The sequence below is a fragment of the Cytobacillus sp. BC1816 genome, assembly GCF_051353635.1.
In the GTDB taxonomy this organism is placed as follows: domain Bacteria; phylum Bacillota; class Bacilli; order Bacillales; family Cytobacillaceae; genus Cytobacillus; species Cytobacillus oceanisediminis_C.
In genome coordinates this window covers 4,096,024-4,119,127 of sequence record NZ_CP195611.1, presented here as the reverse complement: position 1 = coordinate 4,119,127, position 23,104 = coordinate 4,096,024, and the positions used below count along the sequence as shown (strand labels likewise).

Sequence of the window (23,104 nt, the reverse complement as noted above, 5' to 3'; positions counted from 1 at the left end):
TCATTTTTTTAAAGAAACGGTGAAAACTATAAATGTTCGGGAAGGCGGGATTCTCTTTGCGGACATTTTCTTTATTAAAAGGTTTGCCGGTTTTTGAATTGAAAACCGGCAATAAAGCAGGCGATATTTGTGATTTATCCATTTCAGGCACCGGGAAAGTAAAGGGATTACTGCTGCGAAAGGGCGCTCTTCTGAAAAAGACATATATCATCAATATTGAGGACGTGGCATCTTTTGGCTGGGATGGAGTAATGATTGAAGATTCCTCTGTTCTGCAAGCAATGCCAAAACAAGATGATTATACATGTGAGACCCATAACCGGTTAACTGGAAAAATGATTATGAGCCAGGAAGGTGAACGGCTGGGCTTGCTGGAGGATGTATACTTCAAGGAAGAATTGGGCACGATTGTAGGGTACGAACTGTCGGATGGCTTCTTTTCAGATGTGCTGGAAGGAAAACGTGTCATAAAAACCGATGACCCGCCTGCAATTGGAAAAGACGCCATAATTGTAAATGTAAAATAGTGAGGTGTCTTATCCGTGCTGAAATGTCCAAATTGCCAGAGCAAAGATATTGGAAAAATTGGAATTAACCAATTTTACTGCTGGAATTGCTTTATAGAACTTTCCTTGGCCAAGGGGATCATTAATACTCATCAAGTAGAGGAAGATGGTACACTTAGCTCCCTTGATGATTTATTTGAAGAAGATGAGCGCCGGTATCTTTCGTAATTATGGACGAAAGAGGTGAGCCAGTTTGAACAAAATATTAACCTCTGCAATGATGCTTGGGGCAGGCATGGCTGCTTATAATTACGCGCAAAAAAATAATATGATATCAGGCCGAAAAATGAAACGCATGCAAAAAAAAATAACGAAAGCTTTATTCTAAAAATGATTTTGGGGCTGGTTCTTTTACAAGGGCCAGCTTTTTGGTGGAGTGAAATGGCTGATCCCGTTTCACATGAACAATGTACTTGCGCTTATCTTATTAAGTACATGTATAAATCCCAAGGAAGCTATCACAATAAAAACAAGGAGGCGGGCCATATTGAATATTCAAATGAAATGGTACTACCGGCTTGGATTTCTGCTTCTCTTGTTTATTGTGATTTTCGTCTTCCTAAAGCTTCAGCCATTATGGATGCCTGTTCTGGAAATCTTGTTTGCAGTATTCATTCCTTTTGTCATTGGAGCATTTATTACATATCTCCTTCACCCGATTGTGGAGAAATTGCATGAAACTGGCCTTCATAGGGGGCTTGCCGTTTTTATTATATATTTTTTATTTTTCGGGGGAATTGGCCTTGCTTTGTATAAAGGGATTCCGGCTTTTATTCACCAGCTGCGTGATCTTGCGGAAAATGCTCCTCAATTTGCCAATCAGTACCGGGGATGGATAGACCTTATTCAGAGTAAAACATCAACATGGCCTGATGGCCTGCAAACCAGGATAGATGATGTCATTGCAGCGGTAGAGAAACGGTTGAATAATCTTTTATCGAAGGTAATCTCATTTTTTCTTAATGTATTGAATTATGCTGTGATTATCGCTATTATTCCCTTCATTTCATTTTATCTCCTTAAAGATTTTTCGATTATGAAAAAGGCTGCCTGGTATTTGACGCCTAGGAAATGGAGAAAGGAAGGCGTTTTATTCTTAAGGGATGTAGATAAGTCCCTGGGAAGCTATATTAGAGGCCAGCTTTTGGTTTGTGCGGCCATCGGGACCATTTCTTCCCTGCTTTTCTGGATCTTTGATATGCGCTACCCTCTTTTGCTTGGCACTATAATAGGGGTTACTAATGTGATTCCTTATTTTGGCCCAATTATCGGAGCGGTACCGGCTGTAATCATTGCCTCTGCTTTATCGGTCAAGATGATCGTAATTACGATTGGCATCATTATTGTTCTTCAGTTTCTTGAGGGGAATATCCTATCACCCCTCATTGTCGGAAAAAGCCTTCATATGCATCCGCTTCTCATTATGCTGGCCTTGCTGGCTGGAGGGGAAGCAGCAGGGATATTGGGCTTAATCATTGCAGTTCCAATTTTAGCTGTCATTAAAGTAAGCATCATTCATGCGAAAAAACACTTTTCAAAAAATAAACAACCAGAAATCACTGAAACATCATCATGATGTTGACAACAACAAAGATAAATCGCTATAATTCGTCTATAAAGCTATATTAATCATGTTGACGGAATAAGTATGTTATAGGCCATCTGAGTGAATGCAGGTATTGCATTCATATTAGAGAGGGAGTTCCCAGGCTGAAAGAACTCCTAGATGAAGGATAACAGAAAGCTAATCCCGAGTGCAGCTAATCCCTGCCGTTTATCCGCGTTAAGGATCTGAGAGATGGGAGATTACCTAATGAACTGGATAAAGGTCTGGTCATTGTTTATATTCTTCCATAATCAGGGTGGTACCGCGAGCAAGCTCTCGTCCCTGTCCAGGGGATGAGGGCTTTTTTTGTTGTTTTTAAAAGTTTTTACATATTTTTAGGAGGCTGGTTAGAATGAAACAATTATCAGGTGCAGAAATACGCCGAATGTTTTTAGACTTCTTCAAGGAGAAAGGACACGCTGTTGAACCCAGTGCTTCCCTAGTTCCGCACGAAGACCCTTCTCTGCTTTGGATTAATAGTGGTGTCGCCACTCTAAAAAAATATTTTGACGGCCGTGTCATCCCGGAGAATCCAAGGATTACGAATGCCCAAAAATCCATCCGCACCAACGATATCGAAAATGTAGGCAAAACAGCGAGGCACCATACATTTTTTGAAATGCTGGGCAATTTCTCAATTGGTGATTATTTTAAAGAAGAAGCCATCATTTGGGCCTGGGAGTTTTTGACTGATAAAAATTGGATTGGGTTTGAAGAAGAAAAGCTATCTGTTACAATTCATCCCGAAGATGACGAAGCTTTTAAAATCTGGCGGGAAGAAGTGGGAGTTCCGGAAGAAAGAATTATCCGTCTGGAAGGAAACTTCTGGGATATTGGAGAAGGCCCAAGCGGTCCAAATACAGAAATTTTCTATGATCGCGGATCTGAATATGGAAATGACCCGGAAGATCCTGAACTATACCCAGGCGGTGAAAATGATCGCTATTTAGAAGTTTGGAACCTAGTGTTTTCTGAATTTAACCATAATCCGGATGGCACCTATACGCCTCTTCCAAAGAAAAATATTGATACCGGTATGGGACTTGAACGGATGGCATCTGTCGTTCAAAATGTGCCTACCAACTTTGATACAGATTTATTTATGCCGATTATCCGAGGAACAGAAGAAATTTCGGGCAAGAAATATGGAGCTTCTAAAGAAACGGATGTTGCATTTAAAGTTATTGCCGATCATATCCGCACTGTAGCATTCGCAGTGGGGGATGGTGCACTGCCTTCCAATGAAGGACGGGGTTATGTTTTGAGAAGATTGCTTCGCCGTGCAGTCAGATATGCCAAGCAAATCAATATAAATGAGCCATTCATGTATGATTTGGTGCCGGTAGTAGGAGAAATAATGCATGACTTCTATCCGGAAGTAAAAGAAAAAACAGAATTTATTCAAAAAGTCATCAAAAACGAAGAAGAACGTTTCCATGAAACACTTCATGAGGGTTTGGCCATCCTGTCATCTGTTATTAAGAAAGAAAAGGAAAAAGGAAGTGCTGCGATTCAGGGGGCTGATGTCTTCCGGCTTTATGATACGTATGGATTCCCCGTAGAATTAACTGAGGAGTATGCGGAAGAAGAAGGCATGAAAGTAGATCATGCCGGATTTGAAAAGGAAATGGAAGGACAGCGCGAGCGTGCACGTTCAGCGCGTCAGGATGTAGATTCCATGCAGGTCCAAGGCGGCGTATTAGGTGAGCTGAAAATTGAAAGCGAATTTGTTGGATATGATAAGCTTCAGACAGAATCTAAAGTAGCAGCCATTGTAAAAGACGGTCAGCTAATTGATGAAGCTTGTGCTGGTGAAGAAGTCCAGCTGATTTTAAATGAAACACCATTTTACGCAGAGAGCGGCGGACAGATTGCGGACCAGGGAACTCTTAAAGCAGAGGGATTAAAGGTGTCCATTAAGGATGTTCAAAAAGCGCCAAATGGACAAAACCTTCATAGAGCTGTCATTGAAGAAGGGACGCTGAAGGCTGAAGCAACTGTAATGGCTTCGGTAAATGAGCAAATCCGTTCTAAGGTAATCAAGAATCACACTGCAACTCACTTGCTTCATCAGGCTTTAAAAGATGTATTGGGAAGCCATGTCAACCAGGCTGGATCTCTGGTAGGCCCTGATCGCCTGCGCTTTGACTTCTCCCATTTCGGGCAAATTACCTCTGGAGAACTTGAGAAAATTGAGGCAATTGTCAACGAACAAATTTGGAAAAGCCTTGATGTTGATATCAATTTCAAAGATATTGACGAGGCAAAAGCAATGGGAGCTATGGCACTATTTGGAGAGAAATATGGCAAGATTGTCCGTGTTGTTCAGGTTGGAGATTATAGTCTTGAGCTTTGCGGCGGGTGCCATGTTCGGAATACTTCTTCAATCGGATTGTTTAAGATTCAATCGGAAAGCGGAATTGGGGCAGGAACTCGCAGAATTGAAGCTGTAACTGGCGAGGCTGCATACAAGCTGATGAATGACCAGATACATGTTTTAAAAGAAGCATCAGGCAAATTAAAAACCAATCCAAAAGATTTATCTTCAAGAATTGATGTGCTGCTTGGAGAAATGAAGCAGCTGCAGCGAGAAAACGAATCTTTAGCTGCGAAATTGGGCAATATTGAAGCAGGGAGCCTGGTATCAAAGGCAAAAGAAATCAACGGCATTACTGTTCTTGCTGAGAAGGTCCAGGCGTCAGACATGAATAACCTGCGCAATATGGCCGACGATTTAAAACAAAAACTCGGATCTGCAGTTGTTGTATTAGGCAGTGTAAATGAGGGTAAAGTGAATATAATAGCCGGGGTAACAGATGATCTGATCAAAAAAGGCTTCCATGCGGGCAAAGCGGTCAAAGAAGTCGCTTCAAAATGCGGCGGCGGCGGCGGCGGCCGTCCGGACATGGCCCAGGCTGGCGGAAAAGATCCGGAAAAACTTGAAAGTGCTCTGCAATTTGTGGAAGAATGGGTTAAATCCGTTTGATATCCCTGAAAAGTAGTGTAAAATGAAGGTAACCAAGAGAGATTGTTCATCATCAGGAAGAAACAGCTTGTTCTTCACCATGTTTTCCTGTCAGGAACAAGATCATATTTATTGATCGCTCTGTTTATTCAGGCTGCAGGCCAAACCGTTATGAAGAGCTGGACAAGCTGGCTGTTCACCGGATTTCAGTTCCGGTATATATAAGCTATCCTCATCCTTCATACAGAAAAGCGAGGTGTAAGAATATGAGCTCATTTGATAAAACAATGAGGTTCAATTTTCCTGAAGAACCAATCGAACAAGATGTGAATGAAGTTCTTTTTCAAGTTTATGGGGCCCTCCAGGAAAAAGGGTATAACCCTATTAACCAAATTGTCGGTTATCTGCTGTCCGGGGATCCAGCTTACATTCCCCGCCATAAGGATGCCCGCAATATCATCCGTAAACTTGAACGGGATGAGATCATCGAGGAATTGGTTAAATCATACTTAAAACAGCAGCGTGAGGGGTAAACATGCGGACTATGGGACTGGATGTCGGCTCTAAGACAGTCGGCGTCGCTCTAAGCGATGCGCTTGGATGGACAGCGCAGGGCTTGGAAACCATCAAAATCAGCGAGGAAGAAAAAGAGTTTGGTTTTGAAAGAATTAGTGAAATAATAAAAGAGCATGAAGTCAGTAAAATTGTTGTCGGCTTGCCTAAAAATATGAATGGAACCATTGGCCCCCGCGGTGAAGCAAGCCAGTTCTATGCTTCAGAGCTGGAAAAGCTATTTGGTCTTCCAGTCGTATTATGGGACGAGCGACTTTCTACAATTGCAGCTGAAAGAGTTTTGCTTGAAGCGGATGTCAGCCGCAAGAAACGAAAAAAGGTCATTGATAAAATGGCAGCCGTTATGATTTTACAAGGCTTTTTAAATAGCCAAATTTAATGAGGTGAACAGAAATGAACCATGGAGATAACAATATTACTGTAATTGACGAGGAAGGCAACGAGCAGCTTTGCGAAGTATTGTTCACGTTTGATTCCGAAGAATTCGGCAAGTCATATGTCCTTTACTACCCTGTGGGGGCGGATGAAAATGATGATGAAGAAATTGAAATTCATGCATCAGCATTCAGCCCAAGTGAAGACAGCAAGGACGGCGAACTGCAGCCAATCGAAACAGAAGAGGAATGGGATTTAATTGAAGAAATGCTTAACACATTCCTTGATGAGCAAGAAGATTAATAAAACTGGCCCCCGGGCCAGTTTTTTATTTTATTATCAGAATTTATATCTTTTTACTTCAGGAATTGTCTAGCGCAAGCGCCTACCCTTCGAGATATCGGGGGGTAGGCGCTTGCGCTTTTCTTTTTCTCTTGATTTCTGATATGGGTTCAAAAGGCCTATAATTAATAAAAGCAAAAATGAAAAGCGTTGAAATTATTGGCGAATCACCTTGGTTTTTGTAATATCCTGCGACTTCCAAAAGAAAATATAGTATAATAAGCCGAGATGTATCAGGAAACAAAAAAGATGATACGAAGTTATTCTTAGGCCTGTTGGCAAGCAAGCATACTGGTTAATTTACTGGAAAACATCATGATTTAGCTTGTCTTTTGCAAAAGAAGCCAACGTCTTTGGAACGGAGGGGATATGTGATGTCGGCAGACGATAAAAAAGGAAAAAAAGAAATAATACGCGAAAAAATGATTGAGCGCCAAGGGGAAGCGAAAGTAGTCAGGAAAATTGTAATGATAGTTGCAATCATATTATTAATCTCAGCTGCTGCAGTGATTGGCGGCGGATATTTTTATATTAATTCAGCTTTAAAGCCTGTTGATCCCGACAATGATAAGCCAAAGAAAGTAGAAATACCAATCGGTTCATCTGTAACAGGAATCGGCACTGTTCTTGAAGAAAATGGAATTATCAGGGATGCACGTGTTTTTAAATATTATGTGAAATTTAAAAATGAAGCTGGATTCATGGCAGGAGAATATGAATTAAAGCCTTCCATGAACATGAAGGAAATCCTGGATAGCTTGAAAACAGGTAAGGTTATGGAAGAAATGGCTTTCAAGATCACCATTCCAGAGGGGAAACAGCTTGAGCAGATTGCAGGAATCATTGCCGAAAAGACTGATAAAAAGCCTGAAGACGTTTTGAAGAAACTCAATGATAAAGCTTTTATTGAGTCTTTAATGGCAGAATATCCTGAATTGCTGACAAAGGAAATCCTTGCACAGAATATTAAGTATCCCCTTGAAGGATACTTATTTCCGGCAACCTATCCTTTTTACAAAGAAGATCCGTCTATAGAGGAAATTGTCAAAGTTATGCTCGATAAAACGGCATCAGTTATTAAAGAGTATAAAGGTGACATGGACGAGCGGGAATACACCCCGCACAAATTATTGACAATGGCATCGCTTATAGAGGAAGAAGCAACGGCGAAAGTAGACCGTGATCAGATTGCAAGTGTTTTCTACAATCGGATAGACACAGGAATGCCGCTGCAGACAGATCCAACTGTCCTTTATGCACATGGAGAACATAAATCAAGGGTCCTATATAAAGACTTGGAAATCGACTCGCCATACAACACATATAAGTATCCTGGACTAACGCCCGGACCAATTGCCAATGCCGGCGTTTCATCGATTGAAGCAGCATTGGTGCCTGCAGAGACAGATTACCTGTACTTCCTGGCTACATCTACAGGAGAAGTGCTTTTCTCAAAAACTCTAGATGAGCATAACCAAAAGAAAGCACAGCATATTACAAATAATTGAAAAGCAAAAGGGGAATGGGCAGATATAGCATTCCCCTTTTAATTATGGTAAAATAGATCAGGTGTTTTATACAGTGAAACTCCAATTAGTGGGGGCTTTATCCCCGATAATTGTTAGTTGAGGCCCACAGCATGTGGGTTACAAAGATGTTGCCACAGGATGTGGCGTCTTAATCTTTGTTCTTCTTTCGGGCCTTTACGGACAGTTTGACCTCATATATACTTCTTTGATTTCATTCAGTCTTGGAGTGGGGTCTTACTGTCCGTTGGACTGCGATAAAGCTTTGCGATAGCGTAAATCACGGACAAGCATGGATACAGGCTCACCCTAAGCCGGAATGCCGTACAGCGCATTTTCACATCCTATCTGTGAACGCTATTTTTTCATGTCTAAATAGAAAAGCGGCTGAGACCCGTGAGTTCCTGGGAGCCGCAGCTTGACAATAAAATTCCGTCTGATCGAGGTGATGCCAGCTTGATGAACGATAAGCTGCATGCATATATAGAGGAGATAATACCTGAAAGACCCCAGTTACTGGACAAAATGGAGCAATACGCCAAGGAACATAATGTTCCGATCATGGAACTGGCGGGGATTGAGGCGATGCTTCAGCTTTTGCGCATCCAAAGACCTAAAACGATTTTGGAAGTAGGGACAGCAATCGGCTATTCTGCAATCAGAATGGCATTTGCAGTTCCTGAAGCGAAAATTGTTACAATTGAACGCGATGTAAAACGTTATCAGCTTGCCGAGCAGTATATAGATGAAGCCCGGAAAAAGGAGCAAATCCGCATCATAAAGGGAGATGCTCTGGAAGTTGAGGAGGATGTCATAAAACACGGACCCTATGATGCTATATTTATCGATGCAGCAAAGGGACAATATCAGCGGTTTTTTGAATTATATTCCCGCTATCTCTCTTATGACGGCGTAATCATTACAGACAATGTCCTTTTTAAAGGTCTTGTGTGTGAACCTGTTATAGAAAATAAACGTATCCGGAATCTGGTAAAAAAAATAGATGTGTTTAATAAATGGTTAATGAGTCATCCTGAATACCACACAGTTATTTTGCCTGTTGGGGATGGCGTGGCAATTAGTAAAAAGAGGTGATAACAATGAGAAAACCTGAACTCTTAGTAACACCCGCAAGAGTTGAAGATATCGAGCAGCTTGTGTCGGCTGGTGCAGATGCCTTTGTTGTAGGTGAACAACGTTATGGACTTAGGCTTGCAGGAGAATTCACAAGGGAAGATGTGCAAAAAACGGTGGAAATTGCCCACAAGCATGGGAAAAAAGTGTATGTGGCGATGAATGCTTTATTTCATAATGATAAAGTGCCTGAACTCGAGGGCTATATCAGTTTCTTAAAAGAAATTAATGCAGATGCTATTATCTTTGGGGATCCTGCTGTATTGATGGCAGCCCGCTCGGCTGCCCCTGACATGAAGCTCCATTGGAATACTGAAACTACTGCAACAAACTGGTATACATGCAATTACTGGGGCAGAAAGGGCGCTAAACGCGCAGTCCTGGCAAGAGAGATTAATATGGATGCCATCATTGAAATAAAAGAAAATGCTGAAGTGGAAATTGAAGTGCAGGTTCATGGCATGACTGCAATGTTCCAATCTAAGCGCTCCCTGCTTGGCAATTATTATGAATACCAGGGAAAAGCTCTGGAAGTTGAAAACCGCGCACAGGAAAAAAGCATGTTCCTTCACGATAAGGAACGGGAAAACAAATACCCTATCTTTGAAGATGAAAATGGCACTCATATTATGAGCCCCAATGACATCTGCATTATTGATGAACTGCAGGAAATGATTGAAGCAGGCATTGATTCATTTAAAATTGACGGGGTATTAAAAAGTCCTGAATATATTATCGAAGTCACTAAGCTCTACAGAAAAGCTATTGATCTATGTGTCGAAGACCCGGACCAATACGATGAAATAAAAGACGATCTACTCGGTGAAATTGAAGAAATTCAGCCAGCTAACCGTAAGCTTGATACTGGGTTCTTCTTCAAAGAAACCGTCTACTGATTTGACTATATTAAAAAGAAAGAGGAGGAAGCTTTATGGCAGCGGTAAAGGAGAAAATTTCCGAAATTGTCAACGGCAAAAGGGTTATTGTAAAGAAGCCTGAATTGCTTGCTCCGGCAGGAAACCTTGAAAAGCTGAAGATTGCCGTCCACTATGGTGCAGACGCCGTGTTTATCGGCGGACAGGAATATGGCCTCCGTTCGAACGCAGGCAATTTCACTTTTGAAGAAATGAAAGAAGGCGTGGAATTCGCCAAAAAATACGGAGCTAAGATTTATGTCACAACCAATATATTCGCGCATAACGAAAATATTGATGGTCTTGAGGAGTATTTGCTGGGCCTTAAAGAAGCAGGAGTAGCAGGAATCATTGTAGCAGATCCGCTTATCATTGAAACCTGCCGCCATGTTGCACCCGAGATAGAAGTCCATTTAAGCACGCAGCAATCCCTATCTAACTGGAAGGCAGTGGAATTCTGGAAAGAAGAAGGATTGGAGCGTGTCGTCCTTGCGCGTGAAACAAGTGCGGAGGAAATCAAAGAAATGAAGGAGAAGGTAGACATTGAAATTGAAACCTTCATCCACGGGGCAATGTGTATTGCCTACTCCGGACGCTGTACACTCAGCAATCATATGACAGCCCGTGACTCCAACAGAGGCGGCTGCTGCCAATCCTGCCGATGGGATTATGATTTATACCGGCTTGAAGACGAGAATGAAGTTCCTTTATACAGCGAAGGAGATGCTCCTTTTGCCATGAGTCCGAAAGATCTTAAGCTGATTGAATCAATTCCCCGTATGATTGAACTGGGAATTGACAGCTTAAAAATAGAAGGACGCATGAAATCCATTCATTACATTGCAACAGTAGTCACCGTGTACCGTAAAGTGATTGATGCCTATTGTGCAGATCCTGATAACTTCAAGATTAAGCCGGAATGGCTGGAAGAGCTTGATAAATGTGCAAACCGCGAAACAGCTCCCGCTTTCTTTGAAGGGGTTCCTGGGTATAAAGAGCAAATGTTTGGAAATCATAGCAAAAAGACGAATATCGATTTCGTTGGGCTTGTACTGGAATACAATCCGGATACACAGGTTGTTACCCTTCAGCAGAGAAATAAATTTCAGCCTGGAGAAGAAGTAGAATTCTTTGGTCCTGAAATTGACAATTTTACACAAGTCATCGATAAAATATGGGATGAAAAAGGCAATGAGCTGGATGCAGCGCGCCATCCGCTTCAAATTGTTCAATTTAAGCTTGATAAGCCGGTATACCCTAACAACATGATGCGAAAGGAGCTCTAATCAATGAAACGCAAACCCGTTGTAATTGGGGTGGCCGGCGGTTCCGGCTCAGGAAAAACGAGCGTAACCAAAGCGATCTATGACCGTTTCAAAGGGCATTCAATCCTTATGATCGAACAGGACTATTATTATAAGGATCAGACTCATCTGCCTTTTGAAGAAAGATTGAAAACGAATTATGACCATCCGCTTGCATTTGATAACGACCTGCTAATTGAACATATTGAAAGCCTGCTAAGATATGAACCGATTAACAAGCCTGTATATGATTATGCCATGCATACAAGGTCCGAAGAGGTAATTGAAGTCGAACCAAAGGATGTTATCATCTTAGAAGGCATTCTGATCCTTGAGGATGAGAGACTCCGTAATCTGATGGACATGAAATTATATGTAGATACGGATGCTGACCTGCGTATTATCCGCCGCTTATTCAGGGATATAAAAGAACGGGGACGCACAATGGATTCAGTCATAGAACAATATGTAAATGTGGTACGGCCAATGCATAATCAATTTATTGAGCCGACCAAAAGATATGCTGACATCATTATTCCTGAAGGCGGGCATAATTATGTTGCCATCGATTTAATGGTCACAAAAATTCAAACAATTCTTGAACAAAAGTCATTTTTATGAAACAATAGCATTGAAAATGTTCAATAGGACTTATCCTTTTACCGAATGGCTAAGCTGCTGCCGAACAGCATTTTAAAATTTATCAGAGCCAGTGAACATAAAAAGATGATCTGCGCGCCCTTTAACAAAGGACGCGCTCCTGTTCATTTTCCTAAAAATATGATAAAAAGAAGTACATACATTTATAGAACACATACTTTTAAAGAATGTGTAATTCGAAGGAGTGAAGGTTTTGGCTACAGAAAAGGTTTTCCCAATGACACAAGCAGGTAAAGAAAAACTTGAGCAGGAACTTGAATATTTAAAATCGGTTAAACGCAAAGAAGTGGTTGAACGTATAAAAATCGCAAGAAGCTTCGGAGATCTTTCCGAGAACTCAGAATATGATTCAGCGAAAGAAGAGCAGGCATTTGTTGAAGGCAGGATTACCACTCTTGAAAATATGATCCGCAATGCAAAGATCATCCAAGAGGAAGAAATGGCCGGAGATATTGTTGGACTTGGCCGTTCCGTTACTTTCGTAGAGCTTCCGGATGGAGATGAAGAAACTTACACTATCGTGGGAAGTGCAGAGGCGGATCCTTTTGAAGGGAAAATCTCAAATGATTCACCAATTGCCAAAAGCCTGATTGGCCGTACAGTTGGAGATGAAGTGACTGTTCAGACTCCTGGTGGAGAAATGAACGTACGCATTGTTTCTATTAAATAAGAATAGCTGGTTTGAAATATGAAAACCTCGTCAAGACTTTTGACGAGGTGTTTTTTATGTGGAGAAAAAGAGCAGTTGGCTGGCTTATCGTTAGTTTCATGGTCCTTTGTTTTCTTATGGGCAGATTGATACAGCTGCAGTTGGTTTCAACAGAGCATTTTACAGACAGAGAAATCAACTTATTGGAATCGAGTGTCCGTCAGCGGTCCCAGGAAATGATTATTGATTCCGGGAGAGGGAATTTCCTGGATCGCAGCGGAAATCCCATGACATTTGAAAATAAATCTGTTCTTATATTATTCCCCTTCCTTGCAAGAATGGATTGGGATATAAAGAAGATATCTAAGATTACGGGTGCTTCGGAGTATTCCTTGCGACATTCGGTTGAGAATGCAAAAGAGCCTTTTGCTTTTGGAACCCCAGAGCCAATACAGCTGTCAATCGAGCAGATGGAGGACATCAATGCATTGAAAATTCCGGGTGTATTTGCTGTTGAGAAGAAATACAGCCGTTCTGAGAAGCCTGCATCTCAGCTAATTGGAATTACCGGACAAAATCAGAACGTTTTAAATGAAAGATATCCGAACAAAGATCTTTCTTCTGACACAATGATTGGCATAACCGGCATGGAGAAAAGCTTCGATGAGTTTCTGCTTCCTGAAGGGGCATCAAAACTTGTCTATCATGTGGATGGGACTGGCGGCCCGCTGTTTGGCATTGATGTAAAATATGTTGAGCCAGCAAATCCCTTTTATCCGGTTAATATTAGAACAACCTTGGACTACGATTTGCAGATGATGACCGAAAAATTGGCTGATCAGCATGGGATTAAAAAAGGTGGAGTTGTCCTTCTTGATATAGAGACTAATTCGGTTTTGGCAATGGTGTCACGTCCATCTATTAATAAAGACAATCCTTTTGATGCAGAAAGCAGCGGGACAGTAAATCATATGATTAAACAGCAAATTATGGGATCTGTTTTTAAAACAGTGGTGGCAGCTGCGGCAATTGATCAAGGCCTGGACGATCCGCAAAGGCAATTTGACTGCAGCAGGAAAATAAACGGGGAACCTGATCTTAAATACCAGCATGGGATGCTGAATTTTAATGATAGCTTTGCCAGAAGCTGCAATAATACATTTGCTTCCATTGCTAAGGAGCTAAAAGATATTAACCCGGATCTCCTTGAGGAGTATGCAGAAAAACTTTCATTAATGGGTCCTGTGAGCTGGCAGGGGGATATTTATCATTTTAATGATTTCAAACAGCTTCAAGGCGAAGAAAAGGGACGAGTGTTTCTGTCTGAAGATGCAAAAAAAGACAGTAATTTTGCCGGTCTGACAGGGATCGGACAGCATGAAGTAAGAGCCACTCCACTTGCTGTTGCCAATATGATGGCAACTATAGCTAGAGGAGGAGATAAAGAAATGGTCCGGGTTGCTTCTGAAATAGAATATAAAAACAGTACATCTCTTATAGAATTCAAGGAAAAGAAGCTGGAGGGAGATAAAATTGCCCCTTTTACCGCTATGAAGCTTCAAAGGCTGCTTAGGGAAGTAGTGTTAAATGAAGAAGGGACCGGACGCTGGTTTAAAGAACTTCCATATGAGGTTGCAGGCAAATCGGGCACTGCAGAAACAGGTATAATGGCAGATGGGAAACAGCTTCACAATAAATGGTTTGCGGGTTATTTTCCTTATAAAAACCCAAAATATGCCCTTGTAGCTGTAAACCTGGAAGTTACTGAAGACACAGGAGGAGTAAATCCGCTTTTTGCAGATATTGTGAAAGAAATCTATAACAATAATCATAATGAAGAAAATCCTCCATCTGGCTCTGCGGACTCTTAAGTAAATATGGTATAGTGTAACTTTCCGCATGCTGCTGTCGTCCATTTAACTGCTTGCAGTACGTCTATAGGTTAATTCTTTTAAGATAACCTGATTCCATGTTAGAATGTTGACAGCGCTGTTTGAGTAAAGTTATTCTCATTTTATTAATATTGATTCTTTCAACGTATGTATAGTTTATGCCCTAAGTTTATGCACTGAGTATTGGAACGGAGGGTACTTGATCCTCGAAAATGCATTTGCATTTTCTTCGGTCTGTGTTGATTAAGGCAGGATTATTCAATGTCCTGCGGGAAGTGAGGGAATGCGAGGCACCAAAGGCAAAGCCGAGGAAGCACGCAGCACTCCCCGCGGGTACGCTGCGTGCCTGTACGGAAATCAACAGATCCTTTTGATATTTACTTGAAATCCTGACAGATTGGGGAGGAGAAAGCTTTGAAAGGGAATAGCAGAGAATCCCGTTTTGGAAAACGGGAAAAAAGAAAAAAAACCAATATAATTTTAAATAGTCTTATTGCACTTGTTATCGTCCTAATTATTGTGGTATCAGCCAAAATATTCTTTGGCGGAAATAATGATCAGGCAGTTCCTGCTGATGAACAGACAGCATCTGAATCGAAACAAAATGAGAGTAACCGGGAAGACCAGGACAATGACATAGAGCAGGATAAGAGTAAAGACAAAGAGAAAGCAGATAAAGAATCTGATAAAGAAGATAAAAAAGCTGAAGAGAAAAAAGCTGAAGATGAGTCTGAGGAAGATAAAGAACAAGTCGTAACAGAAGGCGGAAGCGGTCCTGATGTTGAAAAAACGATTGAAAACCCAGCATGGAAACCAGTCGGCACATCTCAGTCCGGAGAACATACTGCTGTCTACGATCAAAATCATGTGGATTGGCAGGAAATGCTCAGTGCCATTTCATATGCTACAGGTATTGAACAGGGCAATATGACTGTTTGGTTCCTTGGCAATAATGGGCCAAACAGCTCTGTTGGGACAATTTCCACAAAAGATAAAAGCGAAAAGTACCGCGTCTATATTGACTGGGTTGACGGAGAAGGCTGGAAGCCATCCAAAGTGGAAGTATTAAATGAAATAAATTAATTAGGTAATAAGGACGCCGGTGGCGTCCTTATTTTTTTGCCTTAAAGTGCACTACCGCCGAGTAATACGTTCTCCCATTCTCATCGAGATGCATTTGATGGGAAACGTGATGGACGGTTAAAAGAATTGCTTTATTATGCTCAATTTGTGCATTTATTTTCTTTTCAAGCTCTTTTAAAGCAAGAGCCTCAAAGAACTCAACCTTATCTTCTATCAAATCAAACTGAAAATTCATTGTGATTCCCTTCCCTTCAATACTGTTTCAATATTTATTTTATGGTGTGCATTTAAGTCTGGCAACTTTCAATTCTGGATAGGGGCTGTATGGATGGATTTTCGAATATGGCAAACATCCCGTTTATGATGGTAGAATAGAGTTTGGATATTGCATATGGGCACTCTATTACTGATGAATGCAATCAAAAGCTTAGAAAAATGAGAAAGAGGTTTTATTTATGAAAATAGCTATTATTGGAGCAATGGAAGAAGAAGTAACATTACTTAGAGATAAAATAGAAGACAAGAGCCAGGAAACGATCGCCGGGTGCGAGTATACAGCAGGGAAAATGAATGGTGCGGAAGTGGTGCTTCTCCGTTCAGGCATAGGCAAAGTAAATGCAGCCATGTCCACAGCTATACTTTTGGAGAGATATAAGCCGGATTTTGTCATTAATACCGGTTCTGCTGGAGGCTTTAATCCAGAACTGAATGTGGGAGACACGGTAATCTCCACGGAGGTTAGGCATCATGATGTAGACGTTACCGCTTTTGGCTACGAATATGGTCAGGTGCCCCAATTGCCGCCTGCTTTTGAAGCAGACGGCAGTCTGGTACAGATCGCTGAAGCGTGTGCAAAGGAAATCGGGGATATCCAGGTTGTCAGAGGGTTAATTGCAACAGGTGATTCCTTCATGAATGATCCAGCAAGAGTGGATTATATCCGTGATAAATTTACAGACTTGCAGGCAGTAGAAATGGAAGCAGCGGCAGTGGCACAGGTTGCCCATCAATTTAAGACTCCTTTTGTTGTCATTCGTGCACTCTCTGATATTGCTGGAAAAGAATCCGATGTTTCATTTGAGCAATTTTTGGAGAAGGCGGCACTTCATTCCGCTACGCTTGTAATGAAGATTGTGGATGCCCTAAAGCAATAATAAAAGATAACGGCGTTTTGGCGGCTTTTCATCATGGGAAGCCGTCTTTTTCGTAATATCAGAATCTATAATGTTTTTAACTTCGATAACTGTCTAGCTTCAGACGCCTTCCGCTTTTCTTATTTGGATGTTTTTCCCTCGCTTACAATATTTACATCACCTTCACAGCTGCCATATATGTTAAAGTAGGATTATAGTCTTTTATAAGATTTATTCCATAGAAGGTGATAATAAATGAAGAATGAAGCAAAGCATTTATTTGAAAAAATGGTGGATTTCAAGCGTTTTGCAATTTCTATGCTTGCTGTCGGATCATTTTTTTACATTGGTTTGATTATCCCTGACACTGCAAACACAGTTACTGATTTATATATAATGGCTGGATCTTCTTCAGCTTTCCTGTTTGGCTCAATCCTTTTCTTTATCCTTTCAAAACGATGCCGAAGTAAATTGAATGAAACGGATGAAGGACAGGAATATCTAATGAGGAAATAAATAAAATGACGGCCGGATCTCCGGGCGTTTTTTTTATTTAATAAAAAAATAAATAAAAATGATCAAAAAAGGTTTACAAACTATATAATCGTGGATATAATTACCATTATAAGTGAAAAAATTCTAAAAAGGAGGTCGAATGAAATGATGTTAAAGGCAATTGTATTAGAAGCACAGCTAAATAAATATTTTACAAATTCGACCTACATGGAATGGATCGCTTAGATTTGCTTAATTGACATTACATATCCATGCCGCAGGGAGAATTGTGCCCTGCGGTTTTTTATGCCTTATGGCCAGGCCGCTGGGAGTGTATCTCTTTGCGGCTTTTTTGTGCCTTCAGGCTGGATGTGAACGAGGAGGTGGAATATCTAATGACATTAAATATATTATTTTTGACAGTCACAATAAAAAAACGTCAATTATCAGCAGAAGATGTTGTTCGCGAACAAATGGCTAAAAAAATTATCGATCAAAACCGTGATCGTCAATTCTCTATTTACCGTCCATTTTAATTTTCAGTGATAAAAAATGAGGAAAGGTGGTTTGCTAAATGTTTTACATTTTACAAGGACGTCAGGCAATTTTTTGGGTGGAGAAAGATTCCACCTAACGAAGCTGTAACCGGTTAGGAGGTAAGGCGCATGTCTTTGCATATATTAATTTTAACCCTGAAATTCCGTAAAAAAAGGAACTGATCCATATGATCCGGATTAACAGAATGTTCACATTCCTCTCCTTTTCTGATGCAGAAACCATGTTACATTAAAGAAAATAAGGAATTTAATAGGGGTGTGAAAGATGTTTTGGATCGTAATGGGATTGGTTGTGTGCGGCACTATCGGCTGCATCATATCAGCTGAGGTGAGCGTAGCGGAGTAGCTTGCATTAAAAGAAAAAGGACTGACTTTGGGATTGAAAAGTCAGTCCTTTTTCTTTGGGAAAATCCAGAGAAATAAGACGATTCCAGACACTGCAAGCAATATCATCAAGGTTTTTAAAGAAAAACCTTCGAAAATAAATTTGGCAAGACTGTCAAGCAGAACAATAAAAAAGACGAGAGCTAAAATGATTCTCTGGGCATTCAAATATCAAAACCTCTTTCTTCCAAAGCTATGTATTGGGGATAACAGCGATATTATAAATGATTATATCCTATTATCATGACAGATAGCTTGTCAAATTGCAGTGTAAATGAAGAAGAAAATATTTTCTGAAGAAAATATCTCTATTGGACAGACAAAAACAACTCTATCCATACATAGGAATTAGTTATAGACATTTTTGAACGCATTCTAAGCGGGGGTGGAACGATGTCCGGTATTTTAACTGCACTCGGGTTTTTGGTTAAGGAGATTGTGTTTCTTGTATCTTATGTAAAAAATAATGCATTTCCTCAACCGCTGTCTCCTGCAGATGAAAAGAAATACTTGCGATTGATGGCTGCAGGCGATGCGCATGCACGTAATATGCTTATTGAACATAATCTAAGGCTGGTCGCCCATATTGTTAAGAAATTCGAAAATACAGGCGAGGATTCTGAAGATCTGATATCAATAGGGACAATCGGACTGATAAAGGCCATCGAGAGTTATTCGGAAGGAAAAGGCACAAAACTTGCCACCTATGCAGCCCGCTGTATTGAAAATGAGATACTGATGCACTTGCGGGCACTGAAGAAGACGAAAAAAGATGTATCCCTTCATGATCCCATCGGGCAGGACAAAGAAGGAAACGAAATATCCCTTATTGACGTTCTTAAGTCGGAATCTGAGGATGTTATTAATACGATACAGTTAAATATGGAGCTGGAAAAAGTGAAGGAGTATATTGATGTTTTAGATGACAGGGAAAAAGAAGTAATTGTCGGAAGGTTCGGGCTTGACCTGCAAAAAGAAAAAACACAAAGAGAAATTGCCAAAGAGCTTGGCATCTCTAGAAGTTACGTCTCCCGTATTGAAAAGAGGGCACTGATGAAAATGTTCCATGAGTTTTATCGGGCGGAAAAAGAAAAAAGGAAAAATAACAGCTAAAGGGACAGTTCGACTGTCCCTTTGGTAATTGTATAGGACCTATATAATGGAGCGGTGGAAAATACCTCTGCGGAATGATTGTCAGCATCCTGCTTAAGCTCCTAGCCCCCTCGGGTCATAAGCCAAATAACTCCAGAAATCAGGACAAGGAACGCTTCGGCAGAGATGCTTCACCCGACCAAAACTTGCTTTGGGAGGTTTCCAGTGTGAATCGCCTTATGCCTGTCGGACTTGCACAGGATGTGCAGGCTTCAACGTTCGTCACAGGACGTTGCGGTCTTAAGTTGAAGTTCCTCTGATAAGGCGCTTCCGTTTTGAGTTATTCAATTCTTCCATTTTTTAATAAAAGCTGCCAGTTCGCACCGCTGTCTGCAGATTCATATAAATCTTTGAGATACGTTGAAATTGCAAGCCTTACGTTAGATTTATTATCGGCAGCAATGTATGTAATAGGGTTGTCATAGCTGAGAAAAGGGATTTTAATTTGTGAGTTTTCCATCGTTTCAAAATCGATTTTGCTCATTTGAACCTTTTCCTGATCTGCATACGCATAGTACAAGCTATTTTCTGTGAAAGCGAGGGCTGTAGCCATGACTGGATCAGATACTAATTTCACAGTTTCACCTCTATCCTGTGAGAAGAAGATGCCGCTTCTTGTGGACATGGCCATGATTTCCGGATGAGTTGGATGTGCCGCGATCATTCCAAGTGTGTCGGCCTCAAGCCCTTTTAAGCTGACTGTCTCCCATGTTTTTCCTGCATCCTGAGAGCGGTAGACACCTGCCTCGAGCTCTTCGCTTTTATCCTGGTTGATCATGTAGATTATATTTGTATCGTAGCCGGCAACTAAAAAAGGGAAGGAACTTGTTCCGCTAAAAGCCAGGTTTTTAAAAGAAGCACCTTTATCAGTGCTTTTCACAATACCAAGAGGGTTTTTTATGACTGAGTTCTTATCAGGCTGGCCGCTTACAATAAATCCCTCTTTGACTGCCTGAAAACCCATGTAGTCATGGTTAAGGGAAGTGGTCTCATGCCAAATGCCATCTTTATAAAACTTTAAGCCATCGCTGGACGATAGGTAGAGTCCAGTATCATTTCCCGGGTATCCAATTCCTTGAATATGCTCGATTTGCTGAGCTGATGCCTCAATAATAGTATAGTCAGCCTCATCTGAAGTTTTACTTGATGGTTCATCAGCAGTTTTTTTACTTTGCTCTTTCTCAGCAGAACAGCCAGCTGCGAGCAATAATAGGAGAACTGCCAAAATCGTTCTGCCTTGTTTCATTGATTTCACTCCAATTCATATCGGGTTAACGGTTATTTTGATTATCGATGTCATTATATAGTATTTCAGTGTAAAATAAAAAACCCTTGCCTGAGGGAAGGGTTCTGTTAAATAGCCCTATGAAGAGTGAAGAAAAGTCTTATTTCGTTCCTCTTTTTTGAAGTCGGAAAGGTGTTTAGTCACTTTGCCGGATCCATTGCAGGCAGGGCAGGTTTTCTTTATGAATTTATATGCTGTTATATTGCCTGTACCTTTGCATTTTTTGCAGATTGAGATAATTTTCATTTAACACTCCTCCCATAAAATTCCCTCTGGTATATCCTATGAACTAATCTAAGAGAGGTGCCAAGAACATACCGGTTTTTCACCGATATTTTAGTGTAAAAGCCTAAACGCTGGTCCATAAATTACATATCTTAATAATAGAAGGCGAAGGGAGGTTAAGGTTATGCCTTATGGTTATGGCGGTTATCCTGTTCCCCCTCCTTATCCATGCGGTTATTATGGAGGCGGGGGATTCTGGCTGGCCCTCGCAGTTGTTCTGCTGATCCTGCTGCTTGTTTTTGGAGGGTTTGCATACTTTGGCGGCGGCTATTTCAGATAGAAATATCCAGCGGTTGGCTCATACCAGGGGGGGTGGGCCTCTTTTATAGAATATTTATAGAAATTTCGGAAAAATCACTGTATAATATTTCTGTAGTCGAAACTTTTTATGGGGGGATTATATGACTATAACAGCCTATTCGTCAGTTTGGGATTTGGATGTCTTTTTTAAGGATGGAAGCGACTCAGCAGAATTTGATCAGCATTTACTGGATACAAGGAAGCATATTGATTCATTTTTTAATCAAATACATAACTGGCAGCCTGCTAATTCTGCTGCAGATGCAGCTGAAATAAGCGAAATCATTGAGCTTTTCCAGCAGACGGCAAGAAAAGTGCGTCAGGCTGGTGCTTTTGTGAGCTGTCTTCAGGCCCAAAATACCGAGGATAAGAAAGCGAAAGATCTTAGAGGGGCAACTACGGAACTTAGTGCAGCTTTTCAAAACGCTTTAACGGCATTTGATCAGAAGCTTGCAAATTTAGATCAAGGTTCATGGGAGCAAATTATGAATGATAAGGATTTAAATGAGCTTTCATTCGTATTAAACGAACGCCGCGAAAATGCCTCAGAAAAACTTTCGCAAGAGGAAGAAACTGTCATTAATGCTCTTGCAGTTGATGGTTACCACGGATGGGGCCAGATGTATGACGTAATAGTAGGAAATATAAAAATTCCTTACACTGAAAATGGCGAGATAAAGCAGCTTTCAGTTGGACAGGCTGCTAATAAGTTTTCAAGTCCTGACAGAAAATTGCGCAAGGAAGTTTTTGATAATTGGGAAAAATCCTGGAACAGCCAGTCTGACTATTTATCTAAAACCTTAAATCATTTAGCCGGTTTTAGATTAAATATATATAAATTAAGAGGCTGGAGCGACTTCCTCAAAGAACCTCTGGACTTAAACAGAATGAAAAAAGAAACCCTGGATACGATGTGGAATGTAATTTCAGAAAATAAGGCACCTCTTGTTAAATATTTAGAGAGAAAAGCAAAGCTTTTAGGCTTAGAGAAATTAAGCTGGTATGACCTGGATGCCCCGCTCTCCAAGTCAGAAACAAAATTAACTTATCAGCAGGGTGCAGATTTTATCCTTGAGCAGTTTGCTCACTTTGGAGAAGAAATGACAGCCTTTTCTAAAAAAGCGTTTGAAGAAAAATGGATTGAAGCAGAGGATCGTCCAGGAAAGGCGCCAGGCGGTTTCCATACTTACTTCCCCGAAAGCAGTCAATCAAGGATCTTTATGACATACTCAGGGACACCATCCAATGTTTCAACCCTTGCACATGAACTGGGGCATGGTTTTCATACATACGCGATGAAGGACCTTCATTTGCTGAACCGAAATTATGCCATGAATGTTGCTGAGACAGCTTCTACTTTTGCAGAAATGATTGTCTCTGATGCAGCAGTGAAAAATGCAGGAACAGAAGAAGAGAAACTTGCGCTTTTAGAAGATAAAGTGCAAAGGTCTGTTGCGCTGCTCATGAATATCCATGCACGATTTCTGTTTGAAACACGATTCTATGAAGAAAGAAAACGAGGAAATGTAAGTGCGGACCGTCTAAATGAAATCATGACGGATGCCCAAAAAGAAGCTTATGGAAGCGCACTTGATGAGTATCATCCGTCTTTCTGGGCTTCAAAGCTTCATTTCTTTATTACTGGCGTGCCATTTTATAATTTTCCATATACTTTTGGATATTTGTTCTCGCTTGGAATTTATGCACAGGCTCTTAAAGAAGGAAAAGGGTATGAAGAAAAATATATAGCATTATTAAAGGATACTGCATCCATGACAGTCGAAGATTTAGCTATGAAGCATTTAAATGCAGATTTAACAAAGCCTGAGTTCTGGGAAGGTGCCGTTCAATTATGCATGGACGATGTGGAAGAACTCCTGGAATTAACAGAGAATTAATAAAAGCTGAAGCCGCGCTCTTAATA

At 40.8% G+C, this 23,104-nt stretch carries 24 protein-coding genes; 22 read left to right on the top strand and 2 right to left on the bottom strand.

Annotation, left to right across the window (positions count from 1 at the left end):
* Nucleotides 1-56 precede the first annotated feature (56 nt).
* The 16 genes from ACR42H_RS21020 to ACR42H_RS20945 all read left to right on the top strand — a co-directional run bounded on the left by ACR42H_RS21020 (nucleotide 57) and on the right by ACR42H_RS20945 (nucleotide 15,589).
* The gene (locus ACR42H_RS21020; RefSeq protein WP_113882859.1) at nucleotides 57-527 is read left to right on the top strand and encodes a PRC-barrel domain-containing protein; all 471 of its coding nucleotides are present in this window, start codon (nucleotides 57-59) and stop codon (nucleotides 525-527) included.
* Nucleotides 528-542: 15 nt separating this feature from the next.
* Nucleotides 543-734 (top strand): hypothetical protein, encoded by a 192-nt coding sequence (locus tag ACR42H_RS21015; protein ID WP_113882751.1) that lies wholly within the window; start codon nucleotides 543-545, stop codon nucleotides 732-734.
* A gap of 25 nt (nucleotides 735-759) precedes the next feature.
* A complete protein-coding gene (locus ACR42H_RS21010; RefSeq protein WP_083390473.1) occupies nucleotides 760-894 on the top strand; it encodes a YrzQ family protein in 135 nt (44 codons plus the stop codon).
* Between the two features lie 159 nt (nucleotides 895-1,053).
* A complete protein-coding gene (locus ACR42H_RS21005) occupies nucleotides 1,054-2,142 on the top strand; it encodes an AI-2E family transporter (protein ID WP_436373075.1) in 1,089 nt (362 codons plus the stop codon).
* 382 nt (nucleotides 2,143-2,524) lie between these two features.
* Nucleotides 2,525-5,158, top strand: a complete 2,634-nt coding sequence (alaS, locus tag ACR42H_RS21000) for an alanine--tRNA ligase (RefSeq protein WP_436373073.1) — start codon at nucleotides 2,525-2,527, stop codon at nucleotides 5,156-5,158.
* A gap of 245 nt (nucleotides 5,159-5,403) precedes the next feature.
* The gene (locus ACR42H_RS20995; RefSeq protein ID WP_009333061.1) at nucleotides 5,404-5,670 is read left to right on the top strand and encodes an IreB family regulatory phosphoprotein; all 267 of its coding nucleotides are present in this window, start codon (nucleotides 5,404-5,406) and stop codon (nucleotides 5,668-5,670) included.
* Between the two features lie 2 nt (nucleotides 5,671-5,672).
* Entirely contained in the window at nucleotides 5,673-6,089 is a 417-nt protein-coding gene (gene ruvX / locus ACR42H_RS20990; protein ID WP_181782297.1) for a Holliday junction resolvase RuvX, read from the top strand.
* A 14-nt stretch (nucleotides 6,090-6,103) separates the two neighbouring features.
* Nucleotides 6,104-6,388 (top strand): DUF1292 domain-containing protein, encoded by a 285-nt coding sequence (locus ACR42H_RS20985; RefSeq protein WP_009333059.1) that lies wholly within the window; start codon nucleotides 6,104-6,106, stop codon nucleotides 6,386-6,388.
* Between the two features lie 413 nt (nucleotides 6,389-6,801).
* Nucleotides 6,802-7,935, top strand: a complete 1,134-nt coding sequence (gene mltG, locus ACR42H_RS20980) for an endolytic transglycosylase MltG (RefSeq protein ID WP_436373070.1) — start codon at nucleotides 6,802-6,804, stop codon at nucleotides 7,933-7,935.
* Nucleotides 7,936-8,412: 477 nt separating this feature from the next.
* Entirely contained in the window at nucleotides 8,413-9,048 is a 636-nt protein-coding gene (locus ACR42H_RS20975) for an O-methyltransferase (RefSeq protein WP_436377037.1), read from the top strand.
* A 5-nt stretch (nucleotides 9,049-9,053) separates the two neighbouring features.
* Nucleotides 9,054-9,983, top strand: a complete 930-nt coding sequence (locus ACR42H_RS20970; protein WP_436373068.1) for a peptidase U32 family protein — start codon at nucleotides 9,054-9,056, stop codon at nucleotides 9,981-9,983.
* Nucleotides 9,984-10,018: 35 nt separating this feature from the next.
* Entirely contained in the window at nucleotides 10,019-11,287 is a 1,269-nt protein-coding gene (locus ACR42H_RS20965; protein WP_436373067.1) for a peptidase U32 family protein, read from the top strand.
* Nucleotides 11,288-11,290: 3 nt separating this feature from the next.
* On the top strand, nucleotides 11,291-11,926 hold the full coding sequence (gene udk / locus ACR42H_RS20960; protein WP_053434308.1) for a uridine kinase: 636 nt from the start codon (nucleotides 11,291-11,293) through the stop codon (nucleotides 11,924-11,926).
* A gap of 232 nt (nucleotides 11,927-12,158) precedes the next feature.
* Nucleotides 12,159-12,635: a transcription elongation factor GreA gene (gene greA, locus ACR42H_RS20955; RefSeq protein ID WP_009333053.1), complete on the top strand. Its 477-nt coding sequence runs from the start codon at nucleotides 12,159-12,161 to the stop codon at nucleotides 12,633-12,635.
* A 56-nt stretch (nucleotides 12,636-12,691) separates the two neighbouring features.
* Nucleotides 12,692-14,485, top strand: a complete 1,794-nt coding sequence (locus ACR42H_RS20950) for a peptidoglycan D,D-transpeptidase FtsI family protein (protein ID WP_436373064.1) — start codon at nucleotides 12,692-12,694, stop codon at nucleotides 14,483-14,485.
* A gap of 435 nt (nucleotides 14,486-14,920) precedes the next feature.
* Entirely contained in the window at nucleotides 14,921-15,589 is a 669-nt protein-coding gene (locus tag ACR42H_RS20945; RefSeq protein WP_436373062.1) for a YrrS family protein, read from the top strand.
* 28 nt (nucleotides 15,590-15,617) lie between these two features.
* On the opposite strand, the gene ACR42H_RS20940 is transcribed toward ACR42H_RS20945, so the two are convergent.
* Nucleotides 15,618-15,824, bottom strand: a complete 207-nt coding sequence (locus tag ACR42H_RS20940; protein ID WP_113882759.1) for a YrzA family protein — start codon at nucleotides 15,822-15,824, stop codon at nucleotides 15,618-15,620.
* Between the two features lie 220 nt (nucleotides 15,825-16,044).
* Between ACR42H_RS20940 and mtnN the strand changes: the two genes are divergently transcribed.
* From mtnN to sigK, 4 genes are all read left to right on the top strand, one after another.
* Nucleotides 16,045-16,743, top strand: coding sequence for a 5'-methylthioadenosine/S-adenosylhomocysteine nucleosidase (mtnN, locus tag ACR42H_RS20935; RefSeq protein WP_113882760.1), 699 nt, complete (start codon nucleotides 16,045-16,047; stop codon nucleotides 16,741-16,743).
* 234 nt (nucleotides 16,744-16,977) lie between these two features.
* Complete coding sequence (locus ACR42H_RS20930) at nucleotides 16,978-17,238, top strand: YrhC family protein (protein WP_113882761.1); 261 nt, start codon at nucleotides 16,978-16,980, stop codon at nucleotides 17,236-17,238.
* Nucleotides 17,239-17,612: 374 nt separating this feature from the next.
* Nucleotides 17,613-17,753 carry a YrzI family small protein gene (locus ACR42H_RS20925; protein WP_113882862.1) on the top strand — a complete coding sequence of 47 codons (141 nt, stop codon included), beginning with the start codon at nucleotides 17,613-17,615 and terminating at the stop codon, nucleotides 17,751-17,753.
* Between the two features lie 798 nt (nucleotides 17,754-18,551).
* Nucleotides 18,552-19,271 (top strand): RNA polymerase sporulation sigma factor SigK, encoded by a 720-nt coding sequence (gene sigK, locus ACR42H_RS20920; RefSeq protein WP_009333047.1) that lies wholly within the window; start codon nucleotides 18,552-18,554, stop codon nucleotides 19,269-19,271.
* A 319-nt stretch (nucleotides 19,272-19,590) separates the two neighbouring features.
* Here the strand turns inward: sigK and ACR42H_RS20915 are convergent, their stop codons facing one another.
* Nucleotides 19,591-20,556 (bottom strand): F510_1955 family glycosylhydrolase, encoded by a 966-nt coding sequence (locus tag ACR42H_RS20915; protein WP_436373059.1) that lies wholly within the window; start codon nucleotides 20,554-20,556, stop codon nucleotides 19,591-19,593.
* Between the two features lie 448 nt (nucleotides 20,557-21,004).
* On the opposite strand from ACR42H_RS20915, the gene ACR42H_RS20910 reads away from it, so the two are divergent.
* Nucleotides 21,005-21,160 (top strand): hypothetical protein, encoded by a 156-nt coding sequence (locus tag ACR42H_RS20910; protein ID WP_436373057.1) that lies wholly within the window; start codon nucleotides 21,005-21,007, stop codon nucleotides 21,158-21,160.
* A gap of 121 nt (nucleotides 21,161-21,281) precedes the next feature.
* Nucleotides 21,282-23,078, top strand: coding sequence for a M3 family oligoendopeptidase (locus ACR42H_RS20905; protein WP_436373055.1), 1,797 nt, complete (start codon nucleotides 21,282-21,284; stop codon nucleotides 23,076-23,078).
* Nucleotides 23,079-23,104: the final 26 nt, after the last annotated feature.

Coding starts and splice junctions, on each gene's coding strand:
- ruvX (WP_181782297.1), top strand. CDS start 5,673: ATGCGGACTATGGGACTGGATGTCGGCTCTAAGACAGTCGGCGTCGCT.
- ACR42H_RS20925 (WP_113882862.1), top strand. CDS start 17,613: ATGACATTAAATATATTATTTTTGACAGTCACAATAAAAAAACGTCAA.
- ACR42H_RS20985 (WP_009333059.1), top strand. CDS start 6,104: ATGAACCATGGAGATAACAATATTACTGTAATTGACGAGGAAGGCAAC.
- ACR42H_RS20965 (WP_436373067.1), top strand. CDS start 10,019: ATGGCAGCGGTAAAGGAGAAAATTTCCGAAATTGTCAACGGCAAAAGG.
- alaS (WP_436373073.1), top strand. CDS start 2,525: ATGAAACAATTATCAGGTGCAGAAATACGCCGAATGTTTTTAGACTTC.
- ACR42H_RS20975 (WP_436377037.1), top strand. CDS start 8,413: ATGAACGATAAGCTGCATGCATATATAGAGGAGATAATACCTGAAAGA.
- ACR42H_RS20970 (WP_436373068.1), top strand. CDS start 9,054: ATGAGAAAACCTGAACTCTTAGTAACACCCGCAAGAGTTGAAGATATC.
- mltG (WP_436373070.1), top strand. CDS start 6,802: ATGTCGGCAGACGATAAAAAAGGAAAAAAAGAAATAATACGCGAAAAA.
- ACR42H_RS20915 (WP_436373059.1), bottom strand. CDS start 20,556: ATGAAACAAGGCAGAACGATTTTGGCAGTTCTCCTATTATTGCTCGCA.
- mtnN (WP_113882760.1), top strand. CDS start 16,045: ATGAAAATAGCTATTATTGGAGCAATGGAAGAAGAAGTAACATTACTT.
- ACR42H_RS20940 (WP_113882759.1), bottom strand. CDS start 15,824: ATGAATTTTCAGTTTGATTTGATAGAAGATAAGGTTGAGTTCTTTGAG.
- sigK (WP_009333047.1), top strand. CDS start 18,552: ATGTCCGGTATTTTAACTGCACTCGGGTTTTTGGTTAAGGAGATTGTG.
- ACR42H_RS20905 (WP_436373055.1), top strand. CDS start 21,282: ATGACTATAACAGCCTATTCGTCAGTTTGGGATTTGGATGTCTTTTTT.
- udk (WP_053434308.1), top strand. CDS start 11,291: ATGAAACGCAAACCCGTTGTAATTGGGGTGGCCGGCGGTTCCGGCTCA.
- ACR42H_RS20950 (WP_436373064.1), top strand. CDS start 12,692: ATGTGGAGAAAAAGAGCAGTTGGCTGGCTTATCGTTAGTTTCATGGTC.
- ACR42H_RS20910 (WP_436373057.1), top strand. CDS start 21,005: ATGCCTTATGGTTATGGCGGTTATCCTGTTCCCCCTCCTTATCCATGC.
- ACR42H_RS20930 (WP_113882761.1), top strand. CDS start 16,978: ATGAAGAATGAAGCAAAGCATTTATTTGAAAAAATGGTGGATTTCAAG.
- ACR42H_RS20995 (WP_009333061.1), top strand. CDS start 5,404: ATGAGCTCATTTGATAAAACAATGAGGTTCAATTTTCCTGAAGAACCA.